Below are 16,403 nucleotides of genomic sequence, written 5' to 3' on the forward strand. Positions count from 1 at the left end.
CGCTCGGTTCCAGGCCCGCGTCCCGGGCCGGGGGCGACGCCTGGAACAATTCGGCCATGGACCTGGACATCCCCGAACTCCCTTTTCCGCTGCGCACATACGGCCCCAACGGCTCCTGGTCCTACGAGGACGGCGTCCTCACCGGATGGGCGGGGCCCCGGCAGGACCGCTTCGTGCCGCCCACCGGCGAGGCCCTCGACCCCGCGGCCGACGCGCCGCGTCTCCTCGGTGCGCCCGAGGGCGACTTCCAGCTGATCGCCCGGGTCACCGTCGGCTTCGCCGCCTCCTTCGACGCGGGCGTGCTCTACGTCCACGTCGGTGAGCGGGGCTGGGCCAAGCTCTGCCTGGAGTACTCGCCGGACGTGCCCACGCTGTGCACGGTGGTCACCCGGGGACACTCCGACGACGCCAACTCCTTCACCGTGGACGGCAGTTCCCTCTGGCTCCGGGTGAGCCGCACCGGCCGCGCCTTCGCCTTCCACGCCTCGCGCGACGGCGAGCGCTGGACCTTCGTACGGCTTTTCACCCTCGGTGACGAGAAGGAGACCGGAGCCGCACTGGTCGGCTTCATGACCCAGTCCCCGATGGGGGAGGGCTGTGTGGTGACCTTCGACCACATCGAGTACCGGTTCCACTGGCTGCATGATCTGCGGGACGGCAGCTGAGGGAATGAAGGCAGCTGCTTGAAGGTTCACTCGGTCACGGAGGGAGCCTCCGCACCCGCACGACCCTGGAGAGAGCCGACCCATGCGCGTCGAGATCTGGAGCGACATCGCCTGCCCCTGGTGCTATGTCGGAAAGGCCCGTTTCGAGAAGGCGCTGGCCTCCTTTCCGCACCGTGAGCAGGTCGAGGTGGTGCACCGTTCCTTCGAGCTGGACCCGGGGCGGGCGAAGGACGACGTCCAGCCGGTGATCCCCATGCTCGTCAAGAAGTACGGGATGAGCGAGGCGCAGGCCGAGGCCGCCCAGGACAACCTGAGCGCCCAGGCCGCTGCCGAGGGCCTGGCGTTCAGCGCTCAGGGCCGTGACAGCGGCAACACCTTCGACATGCACCGCCTGCTGCACTTCGCCCGCGAGCAGGGCCGCCAGACGGAGCTGCTCGACCTGCTGTACAAGGCGAACTTCGCCGAGGAACGCTCCGTCTTCAACGACGACGAGCGGCTCGTCGGGCTGGCCGTCGAGGCCGGTCTCGACACCGACGCCGTGCGCAAGGTCCTCGCCGACCCGGAGGCGTACGCCGACGAGGTCCGCGCGGACGAGCGCGAGGCCGCGCAGCTCGGGGCCCGGGGGGTGCCCTTCTTCGTGCTCGACCGCACGTACGGCGTCTCCGGCGCCCAGCCCGCCGAGGTCTTCGCCCAGGCACTGAACCAGGCCTGGGGCGACCGTCCGCCGCTGCGGATGGCCGGCGGTGACGCCGAGGCGTGTGGCCCGGACGGATGCGCGGTGCCCCAGCAGTAGGCAGCGTCCCGCAGCAGCAGAAGGGGCAGGTCGGCGCGTATGCATAAGTCTTCCTTTGCGATATCGCGCAGAATGCGGCATGGACGAGGAGGTCCTGGGGCCGCAGAGTGGTCCCATGGAGACCTTCGAGAGCCTCGTTCGTGCCGAGTTCACCCCGAAGAACACCTACCTGAACACCGCGAGCAACGCCCTCCTGCCGGCCCGTACCGTGGCCGCGCTCCAGGGCGCCGTGCGGATCCGCGCGGAGGGCCGTTCGCTGGACCCGCTGTTCGCCGATGTCGAGGCCTGCCGTGCCGCCTACGCCCGGCTGGCCGGTGTCCCGGCCGGGCGGGTGGCGGCCGGGGCGACGGTCGCCCTGCACACCGCGCTGATCGCGGCCTCGCTGCCGCCGGGCGCCGAAGTCCTCACCGCGGAGGGTGACTTCACCTCCGTACTGAACCCCTTCCACGCCCGTGGCGACCTCAAGGTGCGGGCCGTGCCGCTGGAGCGGCTCGCCGACTCCGTGCGGCCCGGCACCGCGCTGGTCGCGGTCAGCGCCGCGCAGTCCGCCGACGGCCGGATCGCCGACCTGGCCGCGCTGCGGGAGGCGGCACGCGTCCACGGGGCGCGCACCTACGTCGACTTCTCCCAGGCAGCCGGCTGGCTCCCGGTGACGGCCGACGCGTACGACTACAGCGTCACCATCACCTTCAAGTGGCTGCTCGGCCCGCATGGGGCGGCCTTCCTCGTCGTGCCCGAGGACTTCGGCGATCTGACGCCGGTGCAGGCGGGCTGGGTCGCCGGGGAGAACCCGTGGGACAGCTGCTACGGCCCCGTCACCGAACTCGCCCGCTCCGCACGGCGGTTCGACACCAGCCCCGCCCTGTTCGACTACGTGGGGCTGCGGGCCTCCCTCGGACTGGTCGAGGAGCTGGGCGTGGACGCCATCCGCGCCCATGACCTCGCCCTCGCCGACCGGTTCCGCGCGGGGCTCGGGTCCCTGGGCCACCGGCCGGTGCCCGCACCAGGTTCACCGATCGTGTCCGTGCCCGGCCTCGGCCGGCTCCAGCCGCAGCTCGCCGAGGCCGGGATCCAGGTGTCGAACCGCGCGGGCAATCTCCGGGCGTCCTTCCACGTGTACAACACGGCCGACGATGTGGACCGGCTGCTGGACGCACTGTCCGGCTGACCGGCCGCCGGGCATGGCAGCGGGCCGGTGCCTCCTTGTCCCACACGAGGAGGCCCGGCCCGCAGTCTGTGATGCGCCTACCGCACCGGGGTGAAGTCCCGTGCCCCGATGCTGTGCCGTCCCGGGGGACAACCCCCGGACCCCCGGCCGGGGCGGGCTCACCGCACGGGCGTGAAATCCCGTGCCCCGATGCTGTGCCGGGGTCCCGGGGGACAACCCCCGGACCCCGGGCCGGGGCGGGCTCACCGCACGGGCGTGAAGTCCCGTGCCCCGATGAACTCCGGTCGCCGGATCGGCGCCGCGAACGGCTCGACCGCCGCGTTCTCGACACTGTTGAAGACGATGAACACGTTGCTGCGCGGGAACGGCGTGATGTTGTCCCCGGAGCCGTGCATGGCGTTGCAGTCGAACCAGGTCGCCGAGCCGGCCTTGCCGGTGAACAGCCTGATGCCGTACTCGGACGCCATCTTCGTCAGCGCCTCGTCGGACGGCGTCCCCGCGTCCTGCATCTGCAGGGACTTCTTGTAGTTGTCCTTCGGGGTGGCCCCCGCGCACCCGAGGAACGTCTTGTGCGACCCCGGCATGATCATGAGACCGCCGTTGGTGTCGTAGTTCTCGGTGAGCGCGATCGAGACCGAGATGGTGCGCATGTTCGGCAGGCCGTCCTCGGCGTGCCAGGTCTCGAAGTCCGAGTGCCAGTAGAAGCCGCTGGCACCGAAGCCCGGCTTGACGTTGATCCGTGACTGGTGGACGTAGACGTCCGAGCCGAGGATCTGCCGGGCCCGCCCGACGACCCGCTCGTCGCGCACCAGCTTGGCGAAGACCTCGCTGATCTTGTGCACTTCGAAGACGGACCGGATCTCCTGGGACTTCGGCTCCACGATCGAGCGCTCGTCCGCACGGATCTCCGGGTCGGTGGTCAGCCGCTGGAGCTCGCGCTGGTACTCGCCCACCTCGTCCGGCGCGAGGAGCTGGTCGATGGCGAGGAAGCCATCGCGGTCCAGGGCCTGCAGGTCGGCGGCCGAGACGGGGCCGGGGGTGTCCGGGGAGCCCCAGACCACCGGGTCCTGCCGGGGAGTGGCCACCTCGGTGGCACCGCGGGTGGGATAGAGATCGGTGACGTTCGTGGTCATGGTCACGGGACTCACACCTCCTCGGTGAGCAGCGGATAAACGCCGTTCTCGTCGTGGTCCTCCCGTCCGGTGATGGGCGGGTTGAAGACACAGATGCAGTGGAAGTCCTCCTTGACCTTGAGCGTGTGCCGCTCATGGCCGTTGAGGAGGTACATGGTGCCGGGCGTGATGGTGTACGTCTTCCCGGTCTCGCGGTCGGTCAGTTCGGCCTCGCCCTTGGTGCAGACGACGGCCTCGATGTGGTTCGCGTACCACATCGATGTCTCCGTACCCGCGTAAAGAATCGTCTCGTGCAGGGAGAAGCCGACCTTCTCCTTGGCGAGGACGATGCGCTTGCTCTCCCATGTGCCGGACGCCGATTTCACGTGCCGGTCGGTGCCTTCGAGCTCCTTGAACGAACGGACGATCACGGTGTTGCGTGCCTCCTCGGCTTGATGCGTGTGTCAGGCGGTTTCGCGGACGGCGCGGGCGAGGATCCTCAGCCCCTCGTCCAGCTCGTCCGGGGTGATGGTCAGCGCGGGGAGCAGCTTCACGACCTCGCTCTCGGGGCCGGACGTCTCGATCAGCAGCCCGAGTTCGAAGGCGCGCCCGGCGACGCGGCCGGCGCGGTCCTTGTCGTGGAACTCCATGCCCCACACCAGGCCCCGGCCGCGGTACTCCTTGACGTCGGCGCGGTTCTCCTCGGTGATGGCGGTCAGCGCCTGCTCGACCTGCTCACCGCGCGAGCGGGTCTGCTTCTCCATCGCGGACCCGTCGGCCCAGTAGGCCTCCAGGGCGGCGGTGGCGGTGACGAAGGCCGGGTTGTTGCCGCGGAAGGTGCCGTTGTGCTCGCCCGGCTCCCAGACGTCCAGTTCGGGCTTGAACAGCGTCAGGGCCATCGGCAGTCCGTAGCCGCTGATCGACTTGGACACGGTGACGATGTCGGGCGTGACGCCGGCCTCCTCGAAGGAGAAGAAGGCGCCGGTGCGGCCGCAGCCCATCTGGATGTCGTCGACGATGAGCAGCATGTCCTGGCGTTCGCACAGCTCGGCCAGGGCGCGCAGCCACTCGGGCCGGGCGACGTTGATGCCGCCCTCGCCCTGCACGGTCTCGACGATCACGGCGGCGGGCTTGTTGAGGCCGGAGCCCTGGTCCTCCAGGAGCCGCTCGAACCACAGGAAGTCCGGGACCTTGCCGTCGAAGTAGTTGTCGAACGGCATGGGCGTGCCGTGCACCAGCGGGATGCCGGCGCCGGCCCGCTTGAAGGCGTTACCCGTGACGGCCAGCGAGCCCAGCGACATGCCGTGGAAGGCGTTGGTGAACGACACGACGGACTCGCGGCCCTTCACCTTCCGCGCCAGCTTCAGCGCGGACTCCACGGCGTTGGTGCCCGTCGGGCCCGGGAACATGACCTTGTACGGCAGGTCGCGCGGGCGCAGGATCCAGTTCTGGAAGGACTCCAGGAAGGCGCGTTTGGCGGTCGTCGACATGTCGAGGCCGTGGGTGACGCCGTCGCGCTCCAGATAGTCGATGAGCGCACGTTTCAGTACGGGATTGTTGTGCCCGTAGTTGAGTGAGCCGGCTCCGGCGAAGAAGTCGAGGTACTCGTGGCCGTCCTCGTCGTACATGCGGCTGCCGTGTGCACGGTCGAAGACGGCGGGCCAGCCGCGGCAGTAGCTTCGCACCTCGGACTCGAGGGTCTCGAAGACGCTGAGGTCGGGCTGGGTGATGGTCACGACGAATCGCTCCTCGGTGGCGTGGGAGGTCAGAGGGAGTCGGAAGATCAGGGGATACGGCGCGTGCGGCCGGCCGGTCAGAGCGCGAACGGTCCGATGCGGTACAGGACTTCCGGGTCGTGCGGCCCGTCGGGGAACTGTCCGGCATCGAACAGCACCTCGCGCTCCAGCAGGGCGCCGTGGCGCTCCGCGAACGCGGTGAACAGGCGCTCGGACGCGGTGTTGCCCGGCGTGATGGTGGTCTCCACGGTGTCCACGCCGTGCTCGGCGGCGGTCCGGGCGGCCAGACCGTCGAGCAGGGCGGCGGCGAGGCCGCGGCCGCGGTACCTCGCGTCGACCGCGACCTGCCAGACGAGCAGGGTGCGCGGGCTGTCCGGCCGCAGATATCCGCTGACGAAGCCGATCGGCTCTCCGCGCTCGTCGCGAGCGACGGCCGAGGTGCCGGCGAAGTCGCGGCACCACAGCAGATAGCTGTACGACGAGTTCAGGTCGAGGACCTTCGAGTCCCTGGCTATCCGCCACAGCACGGCTCCGTCCGCCACGGTGGGGCGGTCGATTTGCAGGTCTGCTTGTGCGGCAGTCATGCGAATTGAACTTACCGAGGCAAATTCAAAATTGCATCGTCTGGCGGGGTTACGTACGAGCTTGATCTGTGTTATCGCGCGGGTGGGCGGGTTCGCGCGAGAGCTCGGCGAGATGCCCTATTTCTACCGGTATTTATGGTGCAAAACGGGCGCGATGTGGAATCGGTCACACCGTTGTCACTCCCGTGACGCCTCGCTTCCCCTTCTCGGAATCGTGGCGTTTAGGGCCGGGGAAAGCGGGCAGAAGAAGACGGGAAGCTGCTCCGCAAGGTAATCGAAAAGTAAGCCGGAGAATGACGCAGGAGAATGTGTGGGAAGGATTCCGATAATCTCCCGGAATTCCAGGAGGGACGATCAGCCCCAGGCCGCTTCCGCGGCCCGCAGGGCACCTTCCACATCGACGCCGAGCCCCTGATCGCCGAGCGCCGTCCCCAGCGCCGCCAGGCTCGACCGCACCACGCCGGGCGTCGCCCCGGGGCCGTAGTGGTTGACGCGGATCATCTCCTTGGCGAGCGCACCCCCGCCCGCGGCCAGCGGAACGGAAGGGTCGGCGGCCAGCGCGCGGGCCACCAGATCTGCGGCCACCGTGCCGGCCGGTGCCCGCAGCGTCGTGGCGACGGGCGCCGCCTCCGCCGCGTCATGGACGTACGGCGCGAGGCCCCCGCCCAGCGCCAGGGCGCCCGCACGCGTCGCCGCCGCGGCCGACGCGTGCCGCGCCATCACCACGTCCGGGCCCACCGCCTCGATGCGCTCCACGCACGCCTCCAGGGCGAGCATCTCCAGCTGGGCCGGCGCGTGCAGCAGCGCCTTGCGGCCGCCGTCGATCCAGCGCTCCTTCCAGTCCAGCAGGGAGAGATAGGAGCGGCGCGGTGCCCGCGGGTTCGCCGCCATCCGCGCCCATGCGCGCTCGCTCACCGAGACCGCCGACACCCCGGCCGGGCCGCCCATCGCCTTCTGGGCGCCGATCACGCACAGGTCCACGCCCCACGCGTCCGGCAGCACCGGCTCCGCGCCGATCGAGGCCACCGCGTCCAGGTAGAACAGCGCCCCGTGCTCCCGCACCACCTCGCCGACCGCCGCAACCGGGTTGGTGTTCCCGGTGGCCGCCTCCGCGTGTACCAGGGAGACGAAGTCGATCTCCGGGTGCTCCGTGAACGCGGCCCGGACCTGTTCGGCCGTCACCGCCGTGTGGAAGGGCACCCTCAGATCGACCACGGTGGCGCCGCAGTCCCGCAGCCAGTCGCCGAAGGTCTGCCCGTAGGGGCCGGTGATGACGTTCAGCGCGGTGGTTCCCGGACCGGCGGTCGCGCGGATCGCGCCCTCCAGCGGCAGCAGCGCCTCGCCCTGCATGATCACGACGTCCTGCCGGGTGTTCAGCAGTCGTGCCACCCGGTCCTCGATCGAGGCGAAGTGCGCGGCGCTCAGCGGGGGCAGACCGAGGAGAAGGTGGGTCACGGCGGGGCTCTCTCTGCTTCGCGACTGCGCGGGTACGACGGAGTCGAGCGTAAACCGTCACCCGCGGGGAAGCGGAACGGAGGGTTCTCAGGCCGTACCGCCCCGCTGCCATCGGTTTGGTTTGGGGATCCCCGAGGTGATGCTCTTCGACGAGCCGACCTCGGCGCTCGACCCCGAGCTGGTCGGCGACGTCCTCGCGGTGATGCGGATGCTCGCCGACGAGGGCATGACGATGATGGTCGTCACCCACGAGATGACCTTCGCCCGCGAGGTCGCCGACCGGGTCGTCTTCATGGACGGCGGAGTGATCGTCGAGGACGGCACCCCGGGCCGGGTCATCGACGACCCGCGGCACGAACGCACCCGCCACTTCCTCTCCCGTCTCCTGGACCCCGTCATGGCGGACGTGGAGGAGGAGACCTCGGACCAGGTGGGCAAGCCGGAGTAGGGCCTTACTAGGGTGCCGGGTATGACTGAACGCGCGGTGCTGCACGTGAAGGGGCGGATCCTCGTCGGCCCGGACGAGGTCCGCGACGAGTTGTGGGTCGTCGGCGGGCGGATCTCCTACGACCGTCCGGCCGGCGCCCGCGACATACGCACCGTCGACGGCTGGGTGCTTCCCGGGCTGGTCGACGCCCACTGCCACGTGGGCCTCGACCGGCACGGCGCGGTCCCCGAGGACGTCGCCGAGAAGCAGGCACTCACCGACCGCGACGCCGGCGCCCTGCTGCTGCGCGACGCGGGCTCGCCCTCCGACACCCGGTGGATCGATGACCGCGACGACCTGCCGAAGATCATCCGGGCCGGCCGGCACATCGCCCGCACGCGCCGCTACATCCGGAACTACGCCTGGGAGGTCGAGCCCGACGACCTCGTCGCGTACGTCGCCCAGGAGGCCCGGCGCGGCGACGGCTGGGTGAAGCTGGTCGGCGACTGGATCGACCGTGACCTGGGCGACCTGTCCGCGTGCTGGCCGCGCGGCGCTGTCGAGGCGGCGATCGGCGAGGCGCACCGGCTGGGTGCCCGTGTCACCGCGCACTGCTTCGCCGAGGACTCCCTGCGGGATCTGGTCGAGGCCGGGATCGACTGCGTCGAGCATGCGACGGGGCTGACGGACGACACGATCCCGCTGTTCGCGGAACGGGGCGTGGCGATCGTGCCCACCCTCGTCAATATCGCCACCTTCCCCGCGCTCGCGGACGGGGGCGAGTCGAAGTTCCCGCGCTGGTCGGCCCATATGCGCCGGCTTCATGAACGCCGCTACGACACCGTGCGGTCCGCCTACGACGCCGGCATCCCCGTCTTTGTCGGCACGGACGCCGGGGGGTCGCTTCCGCACGGTCTGGCGGGCGAGGAGGTCGCGGAGCTGGCCAAGGCCGGCATCCCTCCGGTCGAGGCTTTGGCCGCAGGCACGTGGGCGGCCCGGAAGTGGCTCGGCCGCCCCGGTCTGGAGGAGAGCGCCCCGGCGGACCTGGTGGTCTACGACGCGGACCCGCGCGCGGACGTCCGCGTACTGACGGCTCCACGCCGGGTGGTCCTGAACGGCCGCGTCATCGCCTAGAAGCGCCTGTGATCGCACTAAGGCTGTCCTCGCCCCCGCCGCCCCTTCCCGTCCCGACCTGGGGCTGCGCCCCAGACCCCCTTTCGGCCCTTCGGGCCTCGTCCTCAAACGCCGGACGGGCTGAAAAATTCAGCCCCTCCGCTGAAAAGTTCAGCCCCTCCGGCGTTTGAGGAGCGGGGGTCCGGGGGCAGCGCCCCCGGGGTCGGGAACGGGAAGGGGCGGCGGGGGCGAAATCAAGCGGCCAGTACCCGGTCCAGCGCGGCCAGGAAAGCGTCCGTCGTGCGACGGTCCCGTACTGCCAGGCGCAGCCAGTCCTCGCCCAGCCCCGGAAACGTGTCCCCGCGCCGCACCGCGTAGCCGGCAGCACGCAACCGTTCCCGCACCACCGCCCCGCCGGGCAGCCGGACCAGCACGAACGGCCCCTCGGCGGGCTCCGCCACCCAAAGCCCCCGCGCGCCGAACTCCCGCAGCCCCGCCACCAGATACGCCCGGTCCGCCGCGACACGCCCCGCCGCGTCCGCCGCCTCCGCCAGCCCCCGCGCCCCCACGCACGCCTCCGCCGCCGCCAGCGCCGGCGTGGACACCGGCCACAACGGCTGGGCACGCTCCAGTTCCGCGACGGTCTCCGGGCCGCCCAGGACATAGCCGATCCGCAACCCCGCCAGCCCCCACGTCTTGGTCAGGCTCCGCAGGACGACAAGACCGGGGACGTCCGTACGCCCGGCCAGCGCCTCCCGCTCCTCCGGCACCGCGTCCATGAACGCCTCGTCCACCACCAGCGTCCGCCCGGGCCGGGCCAGCCGGGCCACATCCGTGGCCGGGTGCAGCACCGACGTCGGGTTCGTCGGATTACCGATCACCACCAGGTCCGCGTCCTCCGGCACCACCGCCGGGTCCAACCGGAAACCGTCCGCCTCCCGCAGCAGCACCCGGTCAACCGTGTGCCCGGCGTCCCGCAACGCCGCCTCCGGTTCGGTGAACTGCGGATGCACCACCACCGGCCGGCGCACCTTCAGCGCCCGCGCCACCAGCACGAACGCCTCCGCCGCCCCCGCCGTCAGTAGCACCCGTTCCACCGGCAGCCCGTGCCGCGCCGCCACCGCCGCCCGCGCGGCCCGGCCGTCCGGATACGCGGCCAGCGAGGTCAGCGACGCGGCGATGTGCTCCCGCAGCCACGCCGGCGGCGTGTCCGCGCGGACGTTCACAGCCAGGTCGACCAGCGCGGACCCGTCGTCGCGCACCTCCGCGTCCCCGTGGTGCCGCAGATCGTGCCCGACGGCACCCCGAGGCTCAGTGCGCATGGGAGTGTGCGTGATGGTGCCCGTCGTCGTCGGGATGGAAATGCGGCTGCTGCGGCAGCCCCACCTTCTCCTCGAAGCCCGGCAGCGCGACCCGGTACACGCACGAGTCGCAGTTCATCCGGAGATCACCCTTCACGGCCTCCTCGTACCGCTCCCTCACCAGATCCAGCAGCTCCGGCTCCGGACCGATCACGTCCGCCGACCGCACCCACGTCTCCGGATGCGCCGCCGCCCACTCCTCGGTCTGCCGCCGCACCCGGTCCGGCAGAATCCCCGTGAACAGGAAGTACGGCAGGACCACGACCCGGCGCGCCCCCAGCCGTGCGCAGCGGTCCAGCCCGCCCGGCACGTCCGGCGCGGCCAGCGACACGAACGCTGTCTCCACGCCCGCGTAGCCGCGCCCCTCCCACAGCAGCCGCGCCGCCTTGAACACCTCGGCGTTGGCGTCCGGGTCCGTGGACCCGCGCCCCACCAGCAGCACGGTCACCTCGGCGGGAACCCAGGACGGGTCGACCGCCTCCGCCAGCCGCCGCTCCAGCACGCTCAGCAGCGCGGGATGGGGGCCGAGCGGACGGCCGTATGTGTACGAGATCCCCGGGTGGCGTTCCTTCTCCCGGGCCAGCGCCGCCGGGATGTCCCCCTTGGCGTGCCCGGCGGACACCAGCATCAGCGGTACGGCGGCGAACCGCCGTACCCCCCGCTCGACCAGCTCGCCGACGGCCTCGCCCAGCGGCGGCGGGGAGAGCTCGATGAAGCCTCCGGCGACGGGCAGTCCGGGAAGGCGGCGCCCCAGCTCCCGCACGAAGTCGCGGAACGCCTCCGCTCCGGCGTCGTCCCGGGTGCCGTGTCCGGCGATGAGCAGGGCGGGCGGGGTGGTCACAGGGTCTCCTCGGTCGGGATCGGGTGATACAGCAAGGCGTTGAGCGCGGCCGCGGCGACCGCGGACCCGCCCTTCTCGGACACGTTGCTCACGGCGGGCAGTCCGCTCTCCCGCAGCGCGGCCTTGGACTCGGCGGCGCCGACGAAGCCGACGGGCAGACCGACGACGAGGGCGGGGGAGGCGTCCAGGGTCAGCAGCTCCTCCAGGGCGGTCGGCGCACAGCCGATCACCCACAGGGCGCCCGGACCGACCTCCTCGTATGCCAGCCGCACGGCGTGCGCCGAACGCGTCAGCCCGGGACCGGCGACGGCGTCCCTGAGCCGGCACACGGTCTCCCGGCGGGTGATCCCGGCCGCGACCATCTCCACGTCCACCACGACCGGCGCCCCCGCGTGCAGCGCGGCATGGGCCCCGACCAGCTCGCCCTCGTCCAGCACAAGGTCGGAGGCGTACTCCAGGTCGGCGGCGGAGTGGATGACCCGTTCCACCACCGCCCGGGTCAGCGGCGGGAAGCGGGAGGTGTCCAGCCGGGCGCGCAGCCGCCGGAAGGACTCCTGCTCGATGGGGTGCACCACGCGGTTCACCGGGTCTCCTCCTGCCAGCGGTAGCCACGCGGGGTGACCATGCGTCCCGCGATCTCCCGGGTCGCCGTGTTGCCCACGGTCACGACCGTCATCATGTCGACCGTCGCCGGATCGAGCGCGGCCAGTGTGGTCAGTACGCTCGACTCGTCCGCGCGGGACGCGTTGCGCACGACCCCGACCGGCGTGGCCGGCGCCCGGTGCCCGGCGAGGATGCCGAGGGCCTTCGGCAACTGCCAGTCCCGGCCCCGGCTGCGCGGGTTGTAGAACGTCACCACGAGGTCCGCCTCGGCCGCCGCCCGCACCCGCCGCTCGATGACCTTCCACGGCGTGTGCAGGTCGGACAGGCTGATCGACACATGGTCGTGGCCCAGCGGCGCCCCCAGGACCGCCCCGGCCGCCAGCGCCGCCGTCACCCCGGGCACCCCCACCACGTCGATGTCGTCCGACGCCTCCGCGAGCGCCGGTGACGCCATGGCGTACACGCCCGCGTCCCCGCTGCCGACCAGCGCGACCGCCTGCCCGCGCCGGGCCTCCGCGACGGCCGTGCGGGCCCGCTCCTCCTCCGCGCCGAGCCCCGACTCCAGCACCCGCGTGCCGGGCCGCAGCAGATCGCGGATCTGGTCGACATACTGGTCGAGGCCCACCAGGACGGAGGCGCGGCGCAGTTCCGCCTCGGCCCGCGGGGTGAGCAGATCCCGGGCACCCGGCCCCAGCCCCACGACCGCGAGCCGCCCCCGCCCCGGCCGCCGTACCACCGCACAGGTCGCCATCGCGGGACGGGCCGCCGACTTCCGCTTGGGTACGAGGAGTTCGCCCCCGCGCACCAGCGCGGCGGCCTCCGCGACCGACGGGGTGCCGACGGCCGCCAGCGGGGCGTCGGACGGGTTGGGCACCTCGACCCCGGCCAACTCCTCGGCGCCGTACGTCACCAGGGGCACCCCGAGCCGCCGGGCCGCCTCCACGAGGCCCTCCTCGCCGGCCTTGGCGTCCACGGTGGCCAGCTCGGCGAGCGACGCCGCCGACAGCCCGGCCTCGCGCAGCGCCTCCTCGACCAGGCCGAGCACCTCCTCCACGGGGACACCCTTCGAGGCGCCGACGCCGACGACGAGGGTGGGCGGCCGCAGCACGGCCTCCCGCCCGCCCGGCTCGACCAGCCGGTCCGTCACCCGGATCGTGTACGTCCCCTCGTCCGCGACCGGCAGCGGCGGCAGCGGCCAGGTCACCTCGGAGCGCAGCGCCACCGCCTCCCCGTCCAGCAGGGCCCGCGACACGGCGGCGACGTTCCCCTCCACCGGCAGACCGAGGGTGTCCAGACCCGGCATACCGGCCGCGTCGGTCGCCGTCGTCACCACCGGCTCCGCGCCCAGCACCTCGCCGACCGCTCGGGCGAGCTCGTTCGCCCCGCCGCCGTGCCCGCCCAGCAGCGACACCGCGAACCGTCCACCCTCGTCGACACAGACCACGCCCGGGTCGCTCGCCTTGCCGGCCAGCAGCGGTGCCACCAGCCGCACCACGGCGCCCGTGGCCAGGAAGCACACCAGCCGCTCGCACTCGGCGAACGCGGCCCGTACGGCGTCCGGCACGGGGCCCTCGTACACCCGCGTACGGTCCGGCCACGCGGCGGCCAGCCGGTCCCGCGCTGCCGCTCCCGCCGCGGTGGCGGAGATGAGGCCGATCACTGGTCGACTCCTTCGGTACGGCCGTGAGACCGGACGCCCCACAGCAGGAAAACGGGATTCGTCGCCGCGAGCCGGGTCACGTCACCCGGCAGCGGCGACAGCCGCGACGACTGCAACAGCACCCCGTCGCAGTCCAACCCGGCGCCGGTCAGCGCCTCCCGCACGGCCGGCACCCGGTCCAGGGCGGCCAGCGCGACCACCACCGTCCGCCGGGCCCGCAGCGCGCATGCCGTGACCACGGCCGGCAGCTCCCGCCCGCCCCCGCCGACGAACACCGCGTCCGGATCGCCGTCGAGCCCGTCCAGCGCCTCCGGCGCCCTCCCGTGCACCACCCGCACGTCGACGCCGTGCGCGACGGCGTTGGCACGGACGCGCTCCACCCCGTCCGGGGTCTTCTCCACGGCGGTGACGGCGGCCCCGAGCCGGGCGCACTCCACGGCGACGGACCCCGACCCCGCACCGACGTCCCACACCAGCTCACCCGGGCGCGGCCCGAGCCGCGCCAGCGCCAGCGCCCGCACCTCGAACTTGGTGATCATGGAGTCGCGGTATGCGAACTCGCTCTCCGCCAGCGCCCATCCGGCGGGCCCGTCCTGCGCCCCGGCGACCGTACGCACCGGCCCCAGCGCCCGGGCCTCGTCCAGACACAGCACCACGTTCACCGCCGTGCCCCAGTCCCGGGCGGCGGCCTCGGCGGGAGTCACCCGCTCCACCCGTTCCCGCGCGCCGCCGAGCGCGGAGGCGACGACCAGCACCCGCGCGTGGTTCCGCAGCGCCGCCCCCAGCTCCGCCGGGCCGGCCCCCGGCCCCGTCAGCACGGCCACCTTCGGGTGGGCCCGGCACAGGTGCACCGCCGTACGCGGATCCCTGCCGTGCGCGCTGACCACCACGGCGTCCTCCCACGGCAGTCCCACCCGCGCGAACGCGGCGGCCACCGACGGAACTCCGGGCCGGACGTCCAGCCGCCCCGGCCCGAACCGCTCGGCCAGCGCCCGCACGATCCCGAAGAACCCGGGGTCCCCCGACGCCAGCACCACGACGGGCCGGTCCTCGGCGACGTACTTCTCCACGGTGTCGAGCGCGGGAGCCAGCGGCCCCAGCACCACCCGCTCGGCCCCCTCGGGCAGCCGCACGGCGTCCAGATGCCGCCGCCCGCCGACCACCAACTCCGCCCCGGCCGCCACGTCGGCGCCGGCCGGCGCCCCGGCCCCCATCCCGACGACGGTGATCACGTGCCCGCACCCCGCGAACGCAACTCCCGGCGTGCCTGGGGATCGGCCTTGCGGAAACCGTGGAAGTGACCGGGGTGGTACAGGTGCGAGCGGGTGCCGTGCGCGTCCAGCGCCGGGCCGACCAGGAACAGCGTGTGCTTCCACAGTTTGTGTTCCTTGACCGTCTCCTCCAGCGTGCCGATCGTGCACTTCACGACCAGCTCCTCCGGCCAGGTCGCCTGATACGCGACGACGACCGGCGTGCTCGTGGGATAGCCGCCCTCCAGCAGCTCCCGCACCAGCTGCCCGCTGCGGGCGGCCGACAGGAACACCGCCATGGTGGTGCCGTGCCGCGCGAACTCGCGGACCTCCTCGCCGGGCGGCATCGGCGTCTTGCCGCCGCCGAGCCGGGTCAGCACGACCGACTGCGCCACCTCGGGAATGGTCAGCTCGCGCCGCGCGAGCGCCGCGACGGCCGAGAAGGACGACACCCCGGGCACGACCTCGGTGGCGATGCCGAGCTCCGCGCACCGGTCGATCTGCTCCTGCGTCCCGCCCCACAGGGCGGGGTCGCCGGAATGGATGCGGGCGACCCGCAGCCCTTCCGCGCGGGCCCTGCGGTAGACGGTCACGACGTCCTCCAGGGACATCGTCGCCGAGTCGAGGACCTCCGCGCCCTCACGCGCATGCTGGAGGACCTCCTCCTGCACCAGGCTGGCCGCCCAGATGACGACGTCGGCATCGGCGATGGCGCGGGCGGCCCGGAACGTCAGCAGATCGGCGGCGCCGGGCCCGGCCCCGACGAAGGTCACCTTGCCGGTGGGGGCGTCGGCCATGGAAACGGTTCCTCTCCTGCGAGCGGTCGAAGTCGGTGGGTGGTGAGCGGCTGTCACGCGTGCGCGACCGGCCGCGGATCGGATACGAAGAGCACATGGCGGTCCTCGTCGCGCTCGGCGCGTTCCTGATGACGCTGGCCGGCGGCTGGTCGGCACACCGCGTGACCGACCGCCGCCATCTGGTGCTGGGCCTGGCCGGCGGGCTGATGCTGGGCGTCGTGGGCCTGGAACTCCTCCCGGAGTCCCTGGAAGCGGCGGGCACCGAGGTGCACGGCGTCCCGGCGGCCCTGCTGCTGTTCGTCACGGGCTTCCTCCTCGCCCATCTGGTGGAACGCCTGCTGGCCCACCGTCAGGCCGCCCATGGGGCGGAAGAGAGGAACGGCCGCACGCCGGAGGTGGGCCTCACGGCCGCCGCCGCGATGGTCGGCCACAGCGCCATGGACGGGGTCGCCATCGGCGCCGCCTTCCAGGTCGGCGGGGGCATGGGCGCCGCCGTGGCGGTGGCCGTGATCGCGCACGACTTCGCGGACGGCTTCAACACGTACACGCTCACCCACGTCTACGGCAACGCCCGCCGCCGCGCCCTGATGATGCTGTTCGCGGACGCGGCGGCACCGGTCGTCGGAGCCGCGTCGACGCTGTTCTTCACCATCCCCGAGCCCCTGCTCGGCGGCTATCTCGGCCTGTTCGGCGGCGCGCTGCTCTACCTCGCGGCCGCCGAGATCCTGCCCGAGGCCCACCACGTACACCCGGCCCGGTCCACCCTGCTGTGCACGGTCGCGGGCGCGCTGTTCATCTGGCTGGTGGTGGGCGTCGCGCACTGACGATCCGCCCCGCC

At 72.5% G+C, this 16,403-nt stretch carries 16 protein-coding genes and 1 pseudogene; 6 read left to right on the top strand and 11 right to left on the bottom strand.

Annotation, left to right across the window (positions count from 1 at the left end; genetic code table 11):
- The first annotated feature begins 56 nt into the window (after positions 1–56).
- From AB0L56_RS25790 to AB0L56_RS25800, 3 genes are all read left to right on the top strand, one after another.
- Positions 57–665, top strand: coding sequence for a DUF1349 domain-containing protein (locus AB0L56_RS25790; RefSeq protein WP_365426993.1), 609 nt, complete (start codon positions 57–59; stop codon positions 663–665).
- 82 nt (positions 666–747) lie between these two features.
- Positions 748–1,458: a DsbA family oxidoreductase gene (locus AB0L56_RS25795; RefSeq protein WP_365426996.1), complete on the top strand. Its 711-nt coding sequence runs from the start codon at positions 748–750 to the stop codon at positions 1,456–1,458.
- Positions 1,459–1,537: 79 nt separating this feature from the next.
- A complete protein-coding gene (locus AB0L56_RS25800; protein ID WP_365426999.1) occupies positions 1,538–2,626 on the top strand; it encodes an aminotransferase class V-fold PLP-dependent enzyme in 1,089 nt (362 codons plus the stop codon).
- Between the two features lie 242 nt (positions 2,627–2,868).
- Here the strand turns inward: AB0L56_RS25800 and thpD are convergent, their stop codons facing one another.
- The 5 genes from thpD to AB0L56_RS25825 all read right to left on the bottom strand — a co-directional run bounded on the left by thpD (position 2,869) and on the right by AB0L56_RS25825 (position 7,513).
- Positions 2,869–3,759, bottom strand: a complete 891-nt coding sequence (thpD, locus tag AB0L56_RS25805) for an ectoine hydroxylase (protein WP_365427163.1) — start codon at positions 3,757–3,759, stop codon at positions 2,869–2,871.
- 11 nt (positions 3,760–3,770) lie between these two features.
- Positions 3,771–4,169 carry an ectoine synthase gene (locus tag AB0L56_RS25810; protein WP_365427002.1) on the bottom strand — a complete coding sequence of 133 codons (399 nt, stop codon included), beginning with the start codon at positions 4,167–4,169 and terminating at the stop codon, positions 3,771–3,773.
- A 33-nt stretch (positions 4,170–4,202) separates the two neighbouring features.
- Positions 4,203–5,474, bottom strand: coding sequence for a diaminobutyrate--2-oxoglutarate transaminase (gene ectB / locus AB0L56_RS25815; protein WP_361035128.1), 1,272 nt, complete (start codon positions 5,472–5,474; stop codon positions 4,203–4,205).
- A 77-nt stretch (positions 5,475–5,551) separates the two neighbouring features.
- Positions 5,552–6,058, bottom strand: coding sequence for a diaminobutyrate acetyltransferase (ectA, locus tag AB0L56_RS25820; RefSeq protein WP_361035131.1), 507 nt, complete (start codon positions 6,056–6,058; stop codon positions 5,552–5,554).
- 354 nt (positions 6,059–6,412) lie between these two features.
- Positions 6,413–7,513 (bottom strand): aminotransferase class V-fold PLP-dependent enzyme, encoded by a 1,101-nt coding sequence (locus tag AB0L56_RS25825; RefSeq protein WP_365427006.1) that lies wholly within the window; start codon positions 7,511–7,513, stop codon positions 6,413–6,415.
- A 130-nt stretch (positions 7,514–7,643) separates the two neighbouring features.
- On the opposite strand from AB0L56_RS25825, the pseudogene AB0L56_RS25830 reads away from it, so the two are divergent.
- Together AB0L56_RS25830 and AB0L56_RS25835 are read left to right on the top strand one after the other, a co-directional pair.
- Positions 7,644–7,961, top strand: a pseudogene (locus tag AB0L56_RS25830) (amino acid ABC transporter ATP-binding protein); the annotation flags it as partial.
- A gap of 21 nt (positions 7,962–7,982) precedes the next feature.
- Positions 7,983–9,074 carry an amidohydrolase family protein gene (locus AB0L56_RS25835; protein ID WP_365427009.1) on the top strand — a complete coding sequence of 364 codons (1,092 nt, stop codon included), beginning with the start codon at positions 7,983–7,985 and terminating at the stop codon, positions 9,072–9,074.
- A 233-nt stretch (positions 9,075–9,307) separates the two neighbouring features.
- On the opposite strand, the gene cobC is transcribed toward AB0L56_RS25835, so the two are convergent.
- From cobC to cobM, 6 genes are read right to left on the bottom strand one after another with little or no spacing between them, the layout of a single operon-like run.
- On the bottom strand, positions 9,308–10,375 hold the full coding sequence (cobC, locus tag AB0L56_RS25840) for an Rv2231c family pyridoxal phosphate-dependent protein CobC (protein ID WP_365427012.1): 1,068 nt from the start codon (positions 10,373–10,375) through the stop codon (positions 9,308–9,310).
- Positions 10,365–11,255 carry a sirohydrochlorin chelatase gene (locus tag AB0L56_RS25845; RefSeq protein ID WP_365427015.1) on the bottom strand — a complete coding sequence of 297 codons (891 nt, stop codon included), beginning with the start codon at positions 11,253–11,255 and terminating at the stop codon, positions 10,365–10,367. The genes cobC and AB0L56_RS25845 overlap by 11 nt, the downstream gene beginning before the upstream one ends.
- Positions 11,252–11,839 (bottom strand): precorrin-8X methylmutase, encoded by a 588-nt coding sequence (locus tag AB0L56_RS25850; RefSeq protein WP_361035147.1) that lies wholly within the window; start codon positions 11,837–11,839, stop codon positions 11,252–11,254. The genes AB0L56_RS25845 and AB0L56_RS25850 overlap by 4 nt, the downstream gene beginning before the upstream one ends.
- Positions 11,836–13,518: a precorrin-3B C(17)-methyltransferase gene (gene cobJ, locus AB0L56_RS25855; RefSeq protein WP_365427018.1), complete on the bottom strand. Its 1,683-nt coding sequence runs from the start codon at positions 13,516–13,518 to the stop codon at positions 11,836–11,838. Before cobJ ends, AB0L56_RS25850 begins: the two co-directional genes overlap by 4 nt.
- Complete coding sequence (gene cbiE, locus AB0L56_RS25860; RefSeq protein WP_365427021.1) at positions 13,515–14,750, bottom strand: precorrin-6y C5,15-methyltransferase (decarboxylating) subunit CbiE; 1,236 nt, start codon at positions 14,748–14,750, stop codon at positions 13,515–13,517. Before cbiE ends, cobJ begins: the two co-directional genes overlap by 4 nt.
- Positions 14,747–15,565, bottom strand: coding sequence for a precorrin-4 C(11)-methyltransferase (gene cobM / locus AB0L56_RS25865; protein WP_365427024.1), 819 nt, complete (start codon positions 15,563–15,565; stop codon positions 14,747–14,749). Before cobM ends, cbiE begins: the two co-directional genes overlap by 4 nt.
- A 95-nt stretch (positions 15,566–15,660) precedes the next feature.
- On the opposite strand from cobM, the gene AB0L56_RS25870 reads away from it, so the two are divergent.
- Positions 15,661–16,389, top strand: coding sequence for a permease (locus AB0L56_RS25870; RefSeq protein ID WP_365427027.1), 729 nt, complete (start codon positions 15,661–15,663; stop codon positions 16,387–16,389).
- Positions 16,390–16,403 lie beyond the last annotated feature (14 nt).

The organism is Streptomyces sp. NPDC052079 (assembly GCF_040680275.1).
GTDB lineage: Bacteria > Actinomycetota > Actinomycetes > Streptomycetales > Streptomycetaceae > Streptomyces.

Coding starts and splice junctions, on each gene's coding strand:
- AB0L56_RS25790 (WP_365426993.1), top strand. CDS start 57: ATGGACCTGGACATCCCCGAACTCCCTTTTCCGCTGCGCACATACGGC.
- AB0L56_RS25795 (WP_365426996.1), top strand. CDS start 748: ATGCGCGTCGAGATCTGGAGCGACATCGCCTGCCCCTGGTGCTATGTC.
- AB0L56_RS25800 (WP_365426999.1), top strand. CDS start 1,538: ATGGACGAGGAGGTCCTGGGGCCGCAGAGTGGTCCCATGGAGACCTTC.
- thpD (WP_365427163.1), bottom strand. CDS start 3,759: ATGACCACGAACGTCACCGATCTCTATCCCACCCGCGGTGCCACCGAG.
- ectA (WP_361035131.1), bottom strand. CDS start 6,058: ATGACTGCCGCACAAGCAGACCTGCAAATCGACCGCCCCACCGTGGCG.
- AB0L56_RS25835 (WP_365427009.1), top strand. CDS start 7,983: ATGACTGAACGCGCGGTGCTGCACGTGAAGGGGCGGATCCTCGTCGGC.
- cobC (WP_365427012.1), bottom strand. CDS start 10,375: ATGCGCACTGAGCCTCGGGGTGCCGTCGGGCACGATCTGCGGCACCAC.
- cobM (WP_365427024.1), bottom strand. CDS start 15,565: ATGGCCGACGCCCCCACCGGCAAGGTGACCTTCGTCGGGGCCGGGCCC.
- AB0L56_RS25870 (WP_365427027.1), top strand. CDS start 15,661: ATGGCGGTCCTCGTCGCGCTCGGCGCGTTCCTGATGACGCTGGCCGGC.